The 17,639-nt window shown below is 71.7% G+C and carries 16 protein-coding genes; 12 read left to right on the forward strand and 4 right to left on the reverse strand.

Annotated features, from left to right (window positions below):
- The first annotated feature begins 3 nt into the window (after positions 1 to 3).
- On the forward strand, positions 4 to 396 hold the full coding sequence (locus AC07VC_RS09900) for a DUF3054 domain-containing protein (RefSeq protein ID WP_494676475.1): 393 nt from the start codon (positions 4 to 6) through the stop codon (positions 394 to 396).
- A 20-nt stretch (positions 397 to 416) separates the two neighbouring features.
- Here the strand turns inward: AC07VC_RS09900 and AC07VC_RS09905 are convergent, their stop codons facing one another.
- A complete protein-coding gene (locus tag AC07VC_RS09905; protein ID WP_317230018.1) occupies positions 417 to 854 on the reverse strand; it encodes a pilus assembly protein CpaE in 438 nt (145 codons plus the stop codon).
- Between the two features lie 118 nt (positions 855 to 972).
- On the opposite strand from AC07VC_RS09905, the gene AC07VC_RS09910 reads away from it, so the two are divergent.
- The 5 genes from AC07VC_RS09910 to arfA all read left to right on the forward strand — a co-directional run bounded on the left by AC07VC_RS09910 (position 973) and on the right by arfA (position 6,991).
- Entirely contained in the window at positions 973 to 1,974 is a 1,002-nt protein-coding gene (locus AC07VC_RS09910; protein WP_317230019.1) for a LacI family DNA-binding transcriptional regulator, read from the forward strand.
- Between the two features lie 106 nt (positions 1,975 to 2,080).
- Positions 2,081 to 3,430 carry an extracellular solute-binding protein gene (locus AC07VC_RS09915; protein ID WP_317230020.1) on the forward strand — a complete coding sequence of 450 codons (1,350 nt, stop codon included), beginning with the start codon at positions 2,081 to 2,083 and terminating at the stop codon, positions 3,428 to 3,430.
- A gap of 78 nt (positions 3,431 to 3,508) precedes the next feature.
- Positions 3,509 to 4,453 carry a carbohydrate ABC transporter permease gene (locus tag AC07VC_RS09920; protein WP_317230021.1) on the forward strand — a complete coding sequence of 315 codons (945 nt, stop codon included), beginning with the start codon at positions 3,509 to 3,511 and terminating at the stop codon, positions 4,451 to 4,453.
- Positions 4,450 to 5,370, forward strand: coding sequence for a carbohydrate ABC transporter permease (locus AC07VC_RS09925; protein WP_317230022.1), 921 nt, complete (start codon positions 4,450 to 4,452; stop codon positions 5,368 to 5,370). The genes AC07VC_RS09920 and AC07VC_RS09925 overlap by 4 nt, the downstream gene beginning before the upstream one ends.
- Before the next feature lie 82 nt (positions 5,371 to 5,452).
- On the forward strand, positions 5,453 to 6,991 hold the full coding sequence (gene arfA, locus AC07VC_RS09930; protein WP_317230023.1) for an arabinosylfuranosidase ArfA: 1,539 nt from the start codon (positions 5,453 to 5,455) through the stop codon (positions 6,989 to 6,991).
- A 69-nt stretch (positions 6,992 to 7,060) separates the two neighbouring features.
- On the opposite strand, the gene AC07VC_RS09935 is transcribed toward arfA, so the two are convergent.
- A complete protein-coding gene (locus AC07VC_RS09935; RefSeq protein ID WP_494676474.1) occupies positions 7,061 to 8,620 on the reverse strand; it encodes a S1C family serine protease in 1,560 nt (519 codons plus the stop codon).
- A 136-nt stretch (positions 8,621 to 8,756) separates the two neighbouring features.
- Here AC07VC_RS09935 and AC07VC_RS09940 point away from each other — a divergent pair, with 136 nt between their 5' ends.
- The gene (locus tag AC07VC_RS09940; RefSeq protein ID WP_494676473.1) at positions 8,757 to 9,236 is read left to right on the forward strand and encodes a hypothetical protein; all 480 of its coding nucleotides are present in this window, start codon (positions 8,757 to 8,759) and stop codon (positions 9,234 to 9,236) included.
- 69 nt (positions 9,237 to 9,305) lie between these two features.
- A complete protein-coding gene (locus tag AC07VC_RS09945) occupies positions 9,306 to 10,298 on the forward strand; it encodes an aldo/keto reductase (RefSeq protein WP_317229293.1) in 993 nt (330 codons plus the stop codon).
- Between the two features lie 66 nt (positions 10,299 to 10,364).
- Here AC07VC_RS09945 and AC07VC_RS09950 read toward each other — a convergent pair whose 3' ends face one another.
- The gene (locus AC07VC_RS09950) at positions 10,365 to 10,838 is read right to left on the reverse strand and encodes a hypothetical protein (RefSeq protein ID WP_317229294.1); all 474 of its coding nucleotides are present in this window, start codon (positions 10,836 to 10,838) and stop codon (positions 10,365 to 10,367) included.
- A gap of 143 nt (positions 10,839 to 10,981) precedes the next feature.
- Entirely contained in the window at positions 10,982 to 12,193 is a 1,212-nt protein-coding gene (locus AC07VC_RS09955) for an MFS transporter (RefSeq protein WP_094116476.1), read from the reverse strand.
- Between the two features lie 376 nt (positions 12,194 to 12,569).
- Between AC07VC_RS09955 and AC07VC_RS09960 the strand changes: the two genes are divergently transcribed.
- From AC07VC_RS09960 to AC07VC_RS09975, 4 genes are all read left to right on the forward strand, one after another.
- Positions 12,570 to 15,071 carry a ribonucleoside-diphosphate reductase subunit alpha gene (locus tag AC07VC_RS09960; RefSeq protein WP_494676472.1) on the forward strand — a complete coding sequence of 834 codons (2,502 nt, stop codon included), beginning with the start codon at positions 12,570 to 12,572 and terminating at the stop codon, positions 15,069 to 15,071.
- 162 nt (positions 15,072 to 15,233) lie between these two features.
- Positions 15,234 to 16,229: a ribonucleotide-diphosphate reductase subunit beta gene (locus tag AC07VC_RS09965; RefSeq protein WP_012039117.1), complete on the forward strand. Its 996-nt coding sequence runs from the start codon at positions 15,234 to 15,236 to the stop codon at positions 16,227 to 16,229.
- A 122-nt stretch (positions 16,230 to 16,351) separates the two neighbouring features.
- Positions 16,352 to 16,888 carry a GNAT family N-acetyltransferase gene (locus tag AC07VC_RS09970; protein WP_317229296.1) on the forward strand — a complete coding sequence of 179 codons (537 nt, stop codon included), beginning with the start codon at positions 16,352 to 16,354 and terminating at the stop codon, positions 16,886 to 16,888.
- A gap of 112 nt (positions 16,889 to 17,000) precedes the next feature.
- Positions 17,001 to 17,579 carry a dihydrofolate reductase family protein gene (locus AC07VC_RS09975; protein WP_494676471.1) on the forward strand — a complete coding sequence of 193 codons (579 nt, stop codon included), beginning with the start codon at positions 17,001 to 17,003 and terminating at the stop codon, positions 17,577 to 17,579.
- Positions 17,580 to 17,639 lie beyond the last annotated feature (60 nt).

The following is a 17,639-nucleotide window of genomic DNA, read 5'->3' on the forward strand; positions in this document are numbered from 1 at the left end:
CGGGTGACCCGCCGAACCCGTCCCGCCGCCCGTCCCGAGATCCTCCGCGCCGTCGTCCTGGACGCCGCGCTCATCGTCGCCTTCGTCCTCATCGGCCGGGCCAGCCACGGCGAGGACCTCGCGCCCTCGGCCGTGCTCGGCACCTCGTGGCCGTTCCTCGCGGGCGGCCTGGTCGGCTGGATCGTCGCCCGCGCCTGGCGCAGCCCCTCGCGCCTCGTGCCCACCGGGCTCCTGGTGTGGGGCGTGACGCTCGTGGTCGGCGTGGTGCTGCGGGCGCTCAGCGGCGAGGGCGTGGTCGTGCCGTTCGTCGTCACGACGGCGATCATCCTGGCCGTCCTGCTGCTCGGCTGGCGCGCGGTCTCCGCGCTCGTCGTGCGCCGCCGCGCCCGGGCCTGAGGCCTGACGCCCCGCCCGCCTCAGGCGGCGGGAGGGGTGGGCGCTGCGGCCTCCATCACGGCGATGAGCGCCTTCGCGTACGCCTCCTCGGCCTCGAGGTCCCGGTGCTCGACCTCGTGCCCGTCGAGGACGACGAGCACCACGTGGGCGCCGTCCTCCGCTCCGCCGATCTCGCGCCGCAGGGAGCGGAACGCCCCGCCGAGGAGCTGTCGGAGCTGGTCCTCGCGCGGCAGCCAGAGGCTGTCCTCCAGCGCGACCGAGTCGAGCGCCCACTCGGTGGTGCCGTTGAAGCCGAGGACCGTGCCCGTCGCGTGCTCGTGCGCCTCGATGGTGAGCTCGCTGATGGTGAAGACGTCGGACTCGAAGCCCTGGCCGCGGATCCGGAACCGGTCGCCGGGCTCGGGGCTCCATTCGAGGCCGAGCTCCAGCAGGGTCGTGGCATGCGCGGTGGAGATCATCCCCGCAGTATGCCCGGCGCTCCCGGGCATCGCCTCCGCGGCCGGGGCTGAGCGCGTGCATTAGATTCGGGGGCACCGCCTGCGGCAGACGCCCGCCGCCGGTCGTCCGGGGAGGACCATGCGCGCGACAGTGAAGGACGTCGCCGCGCGCGCCGGGGTCTCGCCGAAGACCGTCTCGAACGTCATCACGGGCCGCGTCCAGGTGAGCCCCGCCACGCGGGAGCGCGTCGAGCTGGCCGTCGCGGAGCTCGACTACGTGCCGAACCTCTCCGCCCGGGGCCTGCGCAACGGGCGCACGGGCGTCATCGCCGTCGCCCTGCCGGACCTCGGCACCGCGTACTCCGCCGAGCTCGCCCACCACCTGGTGGAGGTGGCGCACGAGGCCGGCTACAGCATCCAGATGGAGGAGACGGGCTCCCGGCCCGACCGCGAGCGCGACCTCATGTCCCGGGCCCGCGAGCACCTGGTGGACGGCCTGATCCTGAACCCCGTCCTGCTCTCCCAGAGCGCGATCGGGCGGGCCGAGTCGCTGCCGCCCGTGGTCGTCATCGGCGAGGTCGAGCAGGAGGTCGCCGACCGCGTCGGGGTCGACAGCGTCGGCGCCGCGTACGACATGACCCGGTACCTCCTCGCGACGGGAGCGCGCCGCATCGCCGCGGTGGGCACGGCGACGCGCGAGGAGTCGGCCGCGGGGGACCTGCGGCGCATCGGCTACCGGCGCGCGATGGAGGAGGCCGGCGAGGCGCCCGTGGAGATCGACCGCACCGGCTGGAACAGCGCCTCCGGCGCGGAGGCCGTGGACTCCTGGCTGGCTGGCGGCAACCCGGCGCCCGAAGCCCTGTTCTGCTTCACCGACGGCCTCGCCTTCGGCGCCCTGCGCGCCCTCGCCGACCACGGGCTGCGCGTGCCGGAGGACGTCCAGGTGGCCGGCTTCGACGACGTCGACCAGTCGCGGTTCTCGATCCCCACCCTCACCACCGTGCACTTCGACATCCGCGCGTACGCCGAGGCGGCGGTCGGGCAGCTGGTCCGGCGCATCGAGGAGCGCGAGGGCCCGCCCGTGCAGGTCGTCATCCCGCACCGCATCGTCGTCCGCGGCAGCACGCGCCCGTCCCTCTGACCCGGATCCGCCATCCGCTGGCGGTCGTCCGGCAGATCGTCACGCCGAAACGTTGCGTTCCCCATTACAACGATGTAATGATGTGGCCATCACGAAGGAGTGGTCAATGGATCCTGTTACGGGAAAGACCGGGGGACGTCCCTCGGCATGGTCGAGGCGTCAGATCCTCATGGGCGGCGCGGCGGCCCTGGGCGGCGCGTTCCTCGTCGGCGGACTGTCCGGCTGCGCGCCCCAGGTGGCGGCGGCCGGCGGCATCGTCGACCTGAAGTACTGGCACCTGCTGTCCGGCGGCGACGGCATCCGCATGACGGAGATGGTCACCGAGGCGAACGACTCGGGCGAGGGCTTCGACGTCACCGCCACGGTCCTCGCCTGGGGCCAGCCGTACTACACGAAGCTCGCCATGGCGTCCGTGGGCGGTCGCGCTCCCGACGTCGCGGTCATGCACGCGGCGCGCGTCCCCGGGTTCGCGCCCGGCGGCCTGCTCGACCCGTGGGACACCGACAAGCTCGCGGAGCTCGGCGTCACGCAGGCCGACTTCGAGCCGCGCGTGTGGGACAAGGGCGTGGTCGACGGCGAGCTGTACTCCATCGCCCTCGACAGCCACCCGTTCATCCTCATGTACAACACGGACGTCGCCGGCGAGGCGGGCGTGCTGGGGGACGACGGCCAGCTGGCCGAGATCACGTCGCCCGACCAGTTCGTCGACGTGATGCGGAAGATGCAGGCCGTCACGGGCGTGCACGGCCTCAGCTACGGCTACCTCGGCGACGGCGCCCAGATGTGGCGCTTCTTCTACACGTTCTACAAGCAGATGGGCGGCGAGATGGAGCTGCCCACCGGCGGCGAGGTCGTCTACGACCGCGACAAGGCCGTCGCCTCGCTCGAGTTCATCCAGAGCCTGCTCGACGGCACCATCGCCACCCCGAGCGGCGACGGCGGCACCGCCATCGCCGAGTTCGCGGGCGGCAAGAGCGGCGCCGTCGTCACCGGCGTGTGGGAGCTGCCGACGTTCCAGGCCGCGGAGCTCCCGTTCGACGCCATGCCCATCCCGAACCTGTTCGGCACGCCGGCGACCTACGCCGACTCGCACGCGTTCGTGCTCCCGCACCAGAGCTCGCCGGACCCGGTAAAGCGCGACAAGACGTACGCGTTCGTCGCGGACCTCCTGAAGAACTCGCTGCAGTGGGCGGGCGCCGGACACATCCCGGCGTACAAGCCCGTGATCGACAGCCCCGAGTACGCCGAGCTCCTCCCGCAGGCGCACTACGCGAACGCGGCCGAGCAGATCAACTACGACCCGGTGGCCTACTTCACCGGGTCCGGATCCGACTTCCAGTCCTTCTTCGCCGAGAACGTGCAGAACGTGTTCCTCGGCCGCCAGGACGCGGGCGCCGGCCTCGACGCCTTCATCCGGCAGATCAACGCGCTCCTCGCCAAGCCCAACCCCCTGTAGCGCCCGACCCCGGGGCCCCGCGACCTCCGCCGGCGGCCCCGCACCCCTCTTCCTGCGATACGACGAAGGAGTCCACTCGTGACGACAGCAGCACCACCCACCCCGGTCGCCCCCGCGACCGGGTCCCGCCCCCCGCGGTCCACCGCGGGGCAGCCCAAGGTCCGGGCCAAGGAGCAGACGCAGGGGATGCTCTTCATCGCCCCGTTCGTGATCACCTTCGTGCTGTTCCTGGTGTGGCCGGTCCTCTACGGCTTCTACCAGAGCCTCACCGGGCAGAGCCTCACGGGAGCGAACAGCGAGCTCATCGGCTTCGCGAACTACTTCGAGGCCTTCGGCGACAGCCAGATGTGGCGCTCGCTCGGCAACACCGTGGTGTTCACGATCGCGAGCACCATCCCGCTCTTGGTCGTCGGCCTCGTGCTCGCGCTCCTCGTGAACCTCGGCCTCCCCGGCCAGTGGCTCTGGCGGCTCGCGTTCTTCCTGCCGTTCCTCCTCGCGTCCACCGTCGTGTCGCTGTTCTGGCTCTGGATGTACAACCCGCAGCTCGGCGTCGTGAACGCCATCGCGGGGGCCCTCGGCCTCCCGCAGCCCGCCTGGCTGCAGGACTCCAACCTCGCCATGACGAGCGTCGTGATCACCACCGTCTGGTGGACGGTCGGCTTCAACTTCCTCATCTACCTGGCGGCGCTGCAGAACATCCCCGACCAGCAGTACGAGGCGGCGGCCCTCGACGGCGCCGGCAAGTGGCGGCAGCTGTTCTCCATCACGATCCCGCAGCTCGCCCCGACCACCGCGCTCCTCGCGATCCTGCAGGTGCTCGCCAGCCTCAAGGTCTTCGACCAGATCTACCAGATGACCGCGGGCGGCCCCGGCGGCGCGACCCGGCCCATCGTGCAGTACGTCTTCGAGACCGGGTTCACCGGCTTCCGCTTCGGCTACTCGGCCGCCATCTCCTACATCTTCTTCGCCCTGATCGTGGTCATCTCGGTCATCCAGTTCACCGCGACCCGGAGGAAGTCATGACCACCACCACCCGACCCGCCTTCTCCTCCGGCACGTTGGCGCGGAAGCCCGCCACCAGCGCCACCGCCCGCCAGGGCCGCACCGGCACGCCCCGGTTCGCGCCGTCGCGCGTCGCGGCGCTCCTGATCCTCATCGTCCTCGCCGCCGCGTGGCTGCTGCCGTTCCTCTGGGCGGTGCTGACCTCGTTCAAGTCGGAGACCGACGCGGCCGCGTTCCCCGTGACGCTGTTCCCCGCGGGCGGCTTCACGCTCGACGCGTACGCCTCCGTGCTGAACGGCGGCACGATCCCGCTCTGGACCTGGAACAGCCTGCTCACCAGCACTGTGATCACGGTCGTCGCGGTCGTGTTCTCGGCGCTCGCCGGCTACGCGCTCAGCCGCATCGACTTCCGCGGCCGCAAGGTGCTGATGGGAGCGATCATCGCGTCGATCATCATCCCGCCGCAGATCCTCATCGTCCCGCTCTTCTACCAGATGCTGTCCTTCGACCTGGTGGACACCCTCTGGGCCGTGATCCTGCCGCAGATCGTGCAGCCGGCCATGGTGTTCATCCTGAAGGCCTTCTTCGACCAGATCCCGATCGAGCTGGAGGACGCCGCGCGCGTCGACGGGGCCGGACGCGTGCGCGTGTTCCTGCAGATCGTGATGCCGCTGTCGCGGCCCATCCTCTCCGCGGTCGCGATCTTCGTCTTCATCGGCGCGTGGAACAACTTCCTCTGGCCCTTCATCGCCACGAACGACGCGACGCTCATGACCCTGCCCGTGGGGCTGCAGACCGTGAAGAACGCCTACGGGATCCAGTACGCGCAGAACATGGCCTCGGCCGTGCTGGCCGCGCTGCCGCTGATCCTCGTGTTCCTCTTCTTCCAGCGCCAGATCATCAAGGGCATCTCGACCACCGGGTTCGGCGGGCAGTGATCCACCGTCCCGCGCCCACCACCGGTCCACCCATCCCGTCCGGGACGCACGCTCCCGGGCCCGACGTCCAGGAGGACGCCCCATGACCCGCGCCCGCATCACCATCGACCGCGACTTCACCATCGGCGACGTGCCCCGCCGGCTCTTCGGCTCGTTCGTCGAGCACATGGGACGCTGCGTCTACACCGGCATCTACGAGCCGGGCCACCCGACCGCCACGCCCGAGGGCTACCGCCAGGACGTGCTCGACCTCACCAAGGAGCTCGGCGCGACCGTCGTGCGCTACCCGGGCGGCAACTTCGTCTCCGGCTACGACTGGGAGGACGGCGTCGGGCCCGTCGAGGACCGGCCCCGCCGCCTCGACGGCGCCTGGCATACCGTCGAGACGAACGCCTTCGGCCTGCACGAGTTCATGGGCTGGTCGAAGGCCGCGGGCGTCGAGGTGATGGAGGCCATCAACCTCGGCACGCGCGGCGTCGACGCCGCCCGCTCGCTCGTCGAGTACGCGAACCACCCCGGCGGATCCAAGTACTCCGACATGCGCCGCCGCAACGGCGCCGAGGAGCCGTTCGACATCAAGCTCTGGTGCCTCGGCAACGAGCTCGACGGCCCGTGGCAGATCGGGCACAAGACGCCCGACGAGTACGGCCGCCTCGCGCAGGAGGCCGGCAAGGCCATGCGCCTCGTGGACCCGAGCATCGAGCTCGTCGCGTGCGGCAGCTCCAACTCGGGCATGCCGACCTTCGGGCAGTGGGAGCAGACCGTGCTCGGCCACACGTACGACGTCGTCGACTACATCTCGCTGCACGCCTACTACCAGGAGCACGAGGGCGACGTCCGCAGCTTCCTCGCCTCCTCGGTCGACATGGACTTCTTCATCGAGTCGGTCGTGGCCACGGCCGACGCCACCGGCGCGCGCCTGAAGAACCGCAAGCGGATCGACCTCTCGTTCGACGAGTGGAACGTCTGGTACCAGCGCGGCCTCGACACCGAGGACCAGCCGCACCGCATCGAGAAGTCCGGCTGGCGCGAGCACCCCCGCGTCATCGAGGACGAGTACAACGTGACCGACGCGGTCGTCGTCGGCACGCTGCTCAACTCGCTGCTGCGCCACGGCGACCGCGTGAAGATCGCCAACCAGGCGCAGCTCGTCAACGTGATCGCGCCGATCCGCAGCGAGGAGGCGGGACCCGCCTGGCGCCAGTCGATCTTCTGGCCGTTCGCGCGGATGGCGCAGCTCGCGACGGGCCGCATCCTCCAGGTGGAGGTCGACAGCGACCGCTACGACAACGACCGCTTCGGCACCGCCGACGTGGTCGACGTGAGCGCGACCTGGGACGACGAGGCGGGGACCGTGTCCCTGTTCCTCGCGAACCGCGACCTGGAGGAGTCGGCGGCGACCGAGGTGGCGCTCCGCGGGCTCGACGCCGGCCGGATCCTCCGCGCCGAGGTGCTGCGCGTCCCCGAGGGCGGGGACCGCTTCACGAGCAACACCGAGGAGTCGGGCGAGCAGGTCGGCCTCGTGCCGCTCGAGGGCGTGCACGCCGAGGGCGGGCGCCTGACGCTGACGCTGCCCGCGCTCTCGTGGGCGGTCGTGGTGCTGGACGTGACCCGGAGCTGATCCCGGACGCACGACGACGACGGCCCGCCCTGCATCGCGCAGGGCGGGCCGTCGTCATGGGGATGCGCGTCAGCTGGCGGGGCCCTCGGTGAGGGTCACGGTGCCGGTCTGCGTGGCACCGGCCGCGGTGGTCCAGCCGAGGGCCACCTGGTCGCCGGGCTCGTGCGCCGCGATGGCGGCGCTGAGCTCGGCGGCCGACGCCACGGCCTTGCCGTCGACCGAGGTCACGACGTCGCCCTGCGCGAGGCCGGCCTGGGCGGCGCCGGACCCCTCGACGACGCCCTGGACGGGAGCGCCCGCGACCGTGCCCGCGCCGTTCGCGAGCAGCACGCCGAGGAAGGCCGGGTAGCCGATCTGCACGGTGCCGGACTCGACGCCGCTCTCGATCTGCTTCGCGATGCTCAGGGCCGTGTCGATCGGGATGGCGAAGCCGGCGATCTGCGCGGACCCGGAGGAGGCGGCCGTGTCGATGCCCACGACCTCGTTCTCGGCGTCCACGAGGGGGCCGCCGGAGTCGCCGGAGACGATGGGCGCGTCCGTCTGGATGAGGTCGGTCAGCGTCTCGCCGGCCGCCGTGCCCTCGGACTGCGTGGTGATGGTCTGGCCGAGGGCGGTGACCTGGCCGTCCGCCGCCGTGAGCGTGCCCGTGCCGCCCGCGTTGCCGACGCCCGTGACGGCCTCGCCGACCGTGACGCCGTCGGTGTCGATCACGGCAGGGGTGAGGCCCGACGCACCCTCGAGCTGCAGCACCGCCACGTCGTTCGTGGCGTCGGTGCCCACCACCTCGGCGACGTAGGCCTTGCCGGTCGACTCGACCGTGACGCGGATGCTGGTGGCGCCGCTGACGACGTGGTTGTTGGTGAGGATCGTGCCGTCGGACGACAGGATGATGCCGGTGCCGGCACCGGCCGCGTTCTCGTACGTGAGCGCCGAGTCGATGGTGACGACGCCCGCCGTCTGCGCCGCGTCGGCGGCCGGGGAGGTGGCGGAGGTGCCGGTGCCGGTGCCGGTGCCCGACTGCTGGCCGGAGCCGGAGCCGGAGCCCTGCCCCGGCAGCGTCGTCGTGCCGCGGCCGAAGCCCTGGCCCGGGGTGAAGGCGCCGGGATCCTGGATGCGCGTGTCACCCGCGGTGGCGGTCGAGCGGCCGAGGTCGGCCATGTAGCCGAACGCGGTGCCGCCGCCGAAGGAGAGCAGGAGGGCGAGCGCGGACGCTCCCGCGATCAGGCCCGTGCGGACGCCCTTGCCCATGCGCTTGGGGGTCACGGGGTTCCCCGCCGCGTCGAACGTCAGGGAGCGGCCGAAGGCGTCGGTGGCGGGGGCGGGCCACGGGGAGCCGGCGACGGGACGGCCGTCGGCGGGCATCGCGGTCGCGTACGCGGCAGTCGGCTGCGGCGCGGTGGCCGCGGAAGGGACGGGGGCGCCGGCGCCGATGGGGACCGCCGGGCCGTCGATCGCGGGGCCCGCCGGGGCGGGCCAGGCGGCGGCCTCCGGTGCGGGCGCGGCGGATGCGGCAGGCGCGTCGGACGCGGCGGGCACGGCCTCGCGCGGCGCGTCGGCGGCGGGCGAGCGGGTGGGGTCGACGGGGGCCTCGTCCGGACGTCCGGTCGGCTCCTGGGGTGTCTCGTTCATGACGGGTCCTTCGTGTCTCGGGTGGCCAGGTGGGGGGCCATGGGGAGATCACACCGCGCGACCCTATGAGCACCCCATGACGCGCACGAGCGTTGCCCATGGATCCTGGGCCTCGCCCGGGCGTACCCTGAGCGGCATGACGCGGAGGTCGGACGACGAGGGCGCGGCGCCCGTGGATCCGCGGTTCGACCCGGCGTTCCAGCGCGCCGCCGCCCCCGCGCCGCACGCGCCGCACGCGACCGCCGCGGGGCGGGACGCCGCCGACCCCTCGCCCGCGGCCGACGCGGCACGCCGCGATGCGTCGACGCCGGGCGCCGCAGCGACGGGGGACCCCGTGCCCGTCCCTCCGTCCCGGCCGCTCGTGGCCGGCTGGCTGGCGCCCGCGCTCTGGGTCCTCGCGGTCGCCTTCCCGGCGGCGGGCCTCGGCCTCCGCGCGCTCGGCGCCTCGATCGCGAGCTCCATGCCGTACTCCAGCTTCGGGGATCCGCTCGGGCCGGCGTGGCTCCTCGATGCCGTGCCCCTGCTCGTGACCCTGGCGCCGGGCGTCGTGGCGGGCGGTCCCATGGCCGTCATCGCGGCGCTGGCCGTCCACGCGGTCCGGCGCCGACCCGCCTGACGCGCACCGGGCGGACACCGGGACGCCCGGACCCGGGGCCGGCCCGCCCCGCCCGCGTAGGCTCGACGCATGGAGCAGAGAAGCCTCGGCAGGACCCATCGGAACGTCTCGGTCATCGGACTCGGGACATGGCAGCTCGGCGGGGACTGGGGTGACGTCGCCGAGGACGACGCGCTCGCCGTGCTCGACGCGGCGGCCGACGCGGGCATCACCTTCTTCGACACCGCCGACGTCTACGGCGACGGGCGGAGCGAGACCATCATCGGCTCGTGGCTCCGCGCCCACCCGGACGCCGGCGTGACCGTCGCCACCAAGATGGGCCGCCGCGACGCGCAGGACCCCGCGAACTTCACGCTCGACCGCTTCCGCGAGTGGACCGACCGCTCGCGCCGGAACCTCGGCGTCGACACGCTCGACCTCGTGCAGCTGCACTGCCCGCCGACGCCCGTGTTCTCCAGCGACCGGGTCTACGACGCCCTCGACGAGCTCGTCGCCGACGGGGCCATCGCCTCCTACGGCGTGAGCGTGGAGACGACGGACGAGGCGCTCCTCGCCATCGCGCGCCCCGGCGTCGCGAGCGTGCAGATCATCCTCAACGCGTTCCGGCTGAAGCCGCTGGACCGCGTGCTGCCGGCCGCTCGGGAGGCCGGCGTCGGCATCATCGCGCGCGTGCCCCTCGCGTCGGGCCTGCTCAGCGGCCGCTACACGGCGGACACGACGTTCGCCGAGACCGACCACCGGAACTACAACCGGTCGGGCGAGGCGTTCGACGTGGGCGAGACCTTCTCGGGCGTCGACTACGAGAAGGGCGTGGCCGCCGCCCGGGAGTTCGCGGCCGCTGCGCACGAGGCCGCTCCCGATCTCACGCCCGCGCAGGTCGCGCTCGCGTGGATCGTGCAGCGCGACGGCGTGTCCACAGTGATCCCCGGTGCCCGGAACGCGGAGCAGGCGCAGGCGAACGCGCGGGCCGGCGACGCTCCCGCGCTGGGCGAGGTGTTCGAGCGGCAGGTGGCCGACATCTACGACCGCTCCTTCCGCGCGGCCGTGCACCCGCGCTGGTAGCCGCCCCCGGACGGACGACGGCCCCGGTCAGCGATGCTGACCGGGGCCGTCCCGCGTGCGGATCCGCTACTGGAGCGAGTCGCAGGCGCTCGACATCTGCGTCTTCAGCTCGTCGCTGATGGGCTGGCCGACGCCGGGCGCGATCTGGTCGGCGAGGGCGGTGATCTGCTGGCCGGCGGCCGCCGCGCCGCTCTCGGTGGAGGCGGAGATCTCGGTGCCGAGGTCGCGGAACGCCTGCACGTCCGACTCCTCGAGGGTGGACTTGTCCTTGAGGCCGCACGCGATGTCGCGGGTCTTGGCGGCGATCGCCTCGCGCGATCCGGTGGCGGCGGCGTCGCCGGAGCCGGCGTCGCCCTCGGTGGTCGCCTCGGGCGTGGGGCTCGCGGCCTCGGCGGAGGCGGACGCGGACGGGGTGGGGGTCGCGGAGTCGTCGGCGGCGGGGGAGCTGCACCCGGCGAGCGTGAGGCCGAGGACGAGCCCCAGTCCGGCGATGCCGGCGCGGAGGCGGCGCGTGGGAAGCGGGCGGATCGGAGAGGTCATGCCCTCACACTATCCAGCCGGACGGCGTCGGTTTCCGCGGGGGCGGGAACACGGGGGCGCGCTCCCCGGGCGCCGTCGTCGGCGGTGGGCGGGGCGTCGTGGCGGCCGGGCGGCCGGTGCGGGTCCGCGGGCGGACCCGCCGGTCACGTCATTACGGGGACGGGCTCCGTGTCCGGGATGGGGCCGGCGTCGCGGCCGCGGAGGTCCGGGCTGTGCCGGTGGAAGACGGCGGCGATGGCCGCGCCCACCGCGAGCAGCGCCGCCGCCACGACGAAGGCGCCCTGCGCGCCCTGCGCGTCGATGACGAAGCCGGCGGCGGCCGAGCCGAGCGCCGCGCCGATGAGCTGCCCGGTGCCGACCCAGCCGTAGGCCTCGGCCGTGTCGCTGAAGCGGACCGACGAGGAGACGACGGCGAACAGCACCGCCAGCGCGGGCGCGATGCCGACGCCCGCCAGGAAGAGGAAGACGGAGAGCCACGCGAACTGCATCCACACCGCGGCCAGCGCCGTGCCGACCAGGATGATGGTCATGCGGCGGGCCATGGCCCACGGGCTGATGGGGATGTGGCCGAGCGCGAGGCCGCCGATGAGCGAGCCGACCGCGAAGATCGCGAGGACGAAGCCGGCCTCCGGGCCGCCGTGGCCGTACACCGCCACGACGCCGGCCTCGATGGCGGCGCAGGCGGCGATGAGCAGGAAGCCGACCACGGTGCTGAGGAGCACGGGCGGGCGGCCGAGGACCACGCCGAAGCGGCGCTTGCTGCGCGGGATGCGGACGCGGCCGAGCTCGGGGGAGGAGATGAACCACGCGCCGCCGCCGACGAGGAACGCGGCCGCGACGAGGATGCCGGCGCTCGTGTCGACCTGGATGGCGAGGAACGTGGCGATGACGGGGCCGAGCACCCAGATGATCTCCTGCGCCGACGCGTCGAGGGAGAAGAGGGGCGTGAGCTGCTTGGAGTTGACCATCTTGGGGTAGATGGTGCGGACGGCCGGCTGCACGGGCGGGTTCGCGAGCCCCGCGAGGAGGCCGAGCCCCATGAAGGCGGGGACGGAGGTGCCCGCGTCGCCGAGCGCCACGGCGACGACGGCGACCGTGCACACCGCGGAGGTGAGGATGAGGACGGGGCGCATGCCCCACACGCCCATCCACCGGCTCGTGAGCGGGCCGGCGACGGCCTGGCCGATGCTCGTCGCGGCGAGCACGAGGCCGGCGGCGCCGTACGACTCGTGGATGCGCTCGACGTGCATGAGGAACGCCAGCGAGAGCATGCCGCCCGGGAAGCGCGCGACCAGCTGGGCGGTGATGATCCGGCCCACGCCGCGGGTCTTGAGGAGGCTTCCGTACGTGCTCACGAGGGTCAGATCCTACCGGCCGTGCGGGGTCCGCCCGTAGCCCGGGAGCCGGCGGGAGGCGATGTCAGGAGGTCTCCGTAGCCTGTGGAACATGTGCATAAGTCCGCGGAGTTGTCCACACCTGTGGACGACACGCCCACTACATATGGGGTTGGGCGTGGCCGGGTGCCCGCATATATAGTGATGGGGACGGCGACGGCCCCGGTTCATCCCCACTCCACGGAGCGGGGGACGCGGGCTGGCCGAGCATTTCCCCTGGTGAGGACCAGTGCTGCTGCAGCACGGGGCGCGGCGGGCACCACCCGCACCGCGTCCCCATCGACCGGAGGACCGTCCGCGCCCACCCGGGCGGACGACGAAGACGACAAGGAGCGAAGTGTCCATCACCGTAGTGAAGCGCGACGGCACGCGGGAGCCGTACGACGCGAACCGCATCAACCTGGCCATCGAGGACGCCACGCAGGGCCTCGACGAGAACATCGGCTGGGTCACGCAGATCGCGTCGGAGCTGGAGATCACCCTCTTCGACGGGATCACCACGCAGCAGCTGGATGAGGCCGTCATCCAGGTCGCGCTCCAGAACGTGAAGGACGACCCGGCGTTCGACACCGTCGCCGCGCGCCTGCTCCTCAAGACCATCTACAAGCGCGTGCTCGGCGACTACTCCTCGCCCGAGGAGCTCAAGCGCCTCCACGCGGAGCACTTCGCCCGCAACATCCAGCGCGGCGTCGACGAGATGCTCCTCGACTCCCGCCTCGTGCAGCTGTTCGACCTGGAGCGCCTCGCCCAGGCCCTCGAGCCGGCGCACGACGAGCTCCTGAAGTACATCGGCGTCGTGACGCTGAACAACCGCTACGGCATCAAGGGCCGCAACGGCGACGCCCTCGAGGTGCCCCAGTACTTCTGGATGCGCATCGCGATGGGCCTCACGCTCAACGAGCAGGACCCGACCTCCACCGCCATCGCCTTCTACGAGAAGATGTCGAAGCTCGAGTACCTCGCGGCCGGCTCCACCCTCGTCAACGCGGGCACCATCTACCCCCAGCTCGCGAACTGCTTCGTCATGGAGATGCAGGACGACATCGAGCACATCGCGAAGACCACGCGCGACGTCATGTGGCTCACCAAGGGCACGGGCGGCATCGGCCTCTCCGTCTCCAAGCTCCGTGCGCAGGGCTCGCCCATCCGCTCGAACAACACCACCTCCACGGGCCCGATCCCGTTCATGCACACCATCGACTCGGTGCTCCGCGCCGTCAGCCGCGGCGGCAAGAAGTTCGGCGCCCTGTGCTTCTACATGGAGAACTGGCACCTCGACTTCCCCGAGTTCCTCGACCTCCGCCAGAACTCGGGCGACCCGTACCGCCGCACCCGCACCGCCAACACGGCCGTGTGGATCAGCGACGAGTTCATGAAGCGCGTGCAGAACGACGAGGACTGGTTCCTCTTCGACCCGCTGGAGGTCTCCGACCTCAACGAGCTCTACGGCAAGGCCTTCTCGGAGCGCTACGCGTTCTACGTCGGCGAGGCCGAGGCCGGGCGCATCCGCATGTTCAAGCGCATCAAGGCGCGCGAGCAGTTCAAGTCGATCCTCATCTCGCTCCAGACCACCAGCCACCCGTGGCTGACCTGGAAGGACACGATCAACAACCGCGCCCTGAACAACAACACGGGCACCATCCACCTCTCGAACCTCTGCACCGAGATCACGCTGCCGCAGGACGAGGACAACGTCTCCGTCTGCAACCTGGCGTCGATCAACCTGTCGCAGCACCTGAAGGACGGCAAGGTCGACTTCGCCAAGATCGAGCAGAGCGCGCGCCTCGCGGTGCGCCAGCTCGACAACCTCATCGACATCACGCGCTCCAGCGTGAAGGAGGCGGACTTCTCCAACCAGCAGAACCGCGCGGTGGGCCTCGGCGTCATGGGCTTCACCGACATCGTCGAGAAGCTCGGCTTCTCGTACGAGTCGGAGGAGTCGTACGACCTCATCGACGAGATCATGGAGCACGTGTCCTACGCGGCCATCGACGAGTCGGCCGACCTCGCGCAGGTGCGCGGCGCCTACCCGAACTTCCAGGGCTCCCGCTGGTCGGAGGGCCTCGTGCCGCTCGACTCGATCGCGCTCATGGAGGCCGACCGCGGCGTCCCCGTGAAGGTCAACCGCACCACGCGCCTCGACTGGGACGCGCTGCGCGCCAAGGTCAAGGGCGGCATGCGCAACGCGACGCTCATGGCGATCGCGCCCACCGCGTCCATCGGCCTCGTCGCCGGCACGACGCCCGGCCTCGACCCGCAGTTCTCGCAGATCTTCAGCCGCTCCACGTCCTCGGGCAAGTTCCTCGAGGTCAACCGGAACCTGGTGAAGGACCTCCAGGAGCTCGGCCTCTGGGAGACGGTGCGCGAGAGCATCCTCCGCAGCCAGGGCGACATCCAGGGCATCGCGGCCATCCCGGACTCGGTCAAGGCCACGTACCGCACGAGCTTCCAGCTCTCGCCGTACGCGTTCCTCGAGGTCGCGGCCCGCGCGCAGAAGTGGATCGACCAGGCCATCAGCCGCAACATGTACCTCGAGACGCGCGACCTCGGCGACATGATGGACATCTACTTCGCCGGCTGGGAGCGCGGGGTCAAGACCACGTACTACCTGCACATGAAGCCGCGCCACACGGCCGAGCAGTCCACCGTGAAGGTCGACAAGTCGCAGGACGCCGACGGCACCAAGCGCAAGGGCTTCGGCGGCTTCGGCGGCGGCGCCCCCGCGTCCGCGCCCGCGTCGGCCCCCGCATCCACCGCGACCGCGGAGGCCCCGGCCCCGCAGGCCGCTCCCGCGCCCCGCAAGGGCTTCGGCTTCGGCGGAGTGGGAGGTGCACGCTGATGAACGACGACACGTTCGGCGACTACGTCGTCCCCATGGACCCCATGGACGAGCTCCAGTGCGACTCCTGCCAGTAGGCGGGACCCCCTAGCAGCATCGTCGCGGCGCACTCGGCCGCTCCCACCCGCACCACCACGCACGTCACCCGGAGAGAAGAAGCACATGTCGAAGATCCTCGGCACGGGAATCCAGGAGGGCCTCCTCCTCAAGCCCGTCAACTACCAGTGGGCCATGGACCTGTACGACCAGGCCGTCGCGAACACGTGGTTCCCCAACGAGATCCAGCTCGGTGAGGACATCGCGGACTTCAAGAAGATGACGGACGAGGAGCGCCACGCGATCACGTTCCTCATGAGCTACTTCAACCCGAACGAGCTCCTCGTCAACAAGGCGCTCGCGTTCGGCGTGTACCCGTACATCAATGCGCCGGAGTGCCACCTCTACCTGGCGAAGCAGATGTGGGAGGAGGCGAACCACTGCATGTCGTTCGAGTACGTCCTCGAGACGTTCCCGATCGACCGCGAGGCCGCCTACAACTCCCACGTCGACATCCCGTCGATGGCGCGCAAGGAGGAGTTCGAGGTCAAGTTCATCAAGCGCATGACCGAGCAGACCCTCGACATCACCACCACCGAGGGCAAGAAGGACTTCGTCCGGAACCTCGTCGCGTACAACGTCATCCTCGAGGGCATCTGGTTCTACTCGGGCTTCATGGTGTCGCTGTCGTTCCGCCAGCGGAACCTGCTGCGCAACTTCGGCTCGCTCATGGACTGGATCGTCCGCGACGAGTCGCTGCACCTCAAGTTCGGCATCAACCTCATCCTCACCGTGCTGGAGGAGAACCCCGACCTGCAGACGGAGGAGTTCGCCGCCGAGATCAAGCAGATGATCCTCGACGCCGTCGAGATGGAGGAGCAGTACAACCGCGACCTCCTGCCCAACGGCATCCTCGGCCTCAACGCGAACTACATCAACCAGTACGTGAAGTACCTGGCCGACCGCCGCCTGGAGGAGCTCGGCTTCGAGGCCGAGTACAAGGTCTCCAACCCGGCGAAGTGGATGGCGACGGCGAACGACACGCTGCAGCTCGTCAACTTCTTCGAGTCGACCAACACGTCGTACGAGTCGAACGCCTCGGCCACCGTCGGCGCCAAGTAGGGCCGACCGCCGCTGCGTCGCCGCAGCACCGCACGACCCGCCGCCGCCCGCCGGACGGCGGGGCCGCACGACGGCACCACGGCACCACGCACCAGCGCACGACCGCACCATCGAGAGGGCCCATGGACCAGCCGCACGACACAGCGAGCCGACACGTCGCCCGCGACGGACGCGCCTACGTCACCCGGGTCGTGGGGTGGGACGACGCGCGCGGCGCCCGCATCCGCCGCGCCATGGAGGACGAGATGGACGTCCGCTACGAGGGCCGGCACGCGGACGACCCGGACTGGCCGGCGAAGGCCGCCGTCGCGTTCGCGCTCGACCCGGCGGACGTCGAGGCGGTCGTGCTGCTCGTGCTCGAGGGCGACGACCGGGAGGCGGCGGCCCACGGCGTGATCCGGCGGCTCGGCGGCGAGCTGGAGCTGAAGAAGGTCGTCGTGGATCCGGCGCACCGCGGCACGGGCCTGGCGCGCGTCCTCATGGCGGAGCTGGAGCGCGTCGCCCGGGAGCGCGGCGCGCGGCGGCTGATCCTGCAGACGGGCGACCGGCAGCCCGACGCCGTGCGGCTCTACGAGACGGCCGGCTGGCTGCCGATCGACGTGTACCCGCCGTACCTGCCGGTCACGAACTCGATCTGCTTCGAGAAGCCGCTGGCCTAGCGGGGGAGCGCCCCTCGGAGCCGCCGCGGGCAGCCGGGAGGGCCTGGCGTCGGGACGGCCGCGCGCGCATGCTGGGGGAGGGCTCCCGGACGGCCCTGCCGGGAGGAGCGCGATGACCGCCGAGTGCACCTGGGACGTCCTCTCCACCGTGGACGGCTTCGGGTCGTACGCCCCCGGCGCCGACTGGGGCGCGTACTGGGGGAGGCAGGGTGCCGAGCTGCTGGCTCGACGGATCGACGTCCACGCGGTCGAGCAGCGCCTCGTCTTCGGCGCCACCACGTTCCGCGAGAACGCGCGGCTCCTCGCCGCCGCCCAGGCCGCCGGCGAGCTCGACGAGTGGAACGTCCTGTCGATGCGCATGCCCACGACGGTGATCTCCTCCACCCTCCGCGACACCCTCGCGTGGGCCGACGCCACCATCGTCGCGGGCGACGGGGTCGAGATCGTCCGGCGCCTCAAGGAGGAGTCCGAGCTGCCCCTCCGGTCGCCGGGCAGCCTCTCGCTCAACCGGGCGCTCGTCGCGGCCGGCCTCGTGGACCGGCTGCACCTCACGGTCTTCCCCGTGGTCTCGGGGCGCACGGGCACCAGTCCGATCCTCCGCGGCGTCGAGGACCTCCAGCTCGAGCTGAGGGAGAGCCGCGTGCTGGACGGCGGCACGCTCGACCTCGTCTACCGGCCCCGCCTCCGCTGACAGCCGCGGGCGGCGGGCGGCGGTGCGGCCGTGGCACGGGGAGCGCGGCCTGCGAGCATG

This window comes from Clavibacter sp. GW821-FHT01D01 (assembly GCF_059422605.1).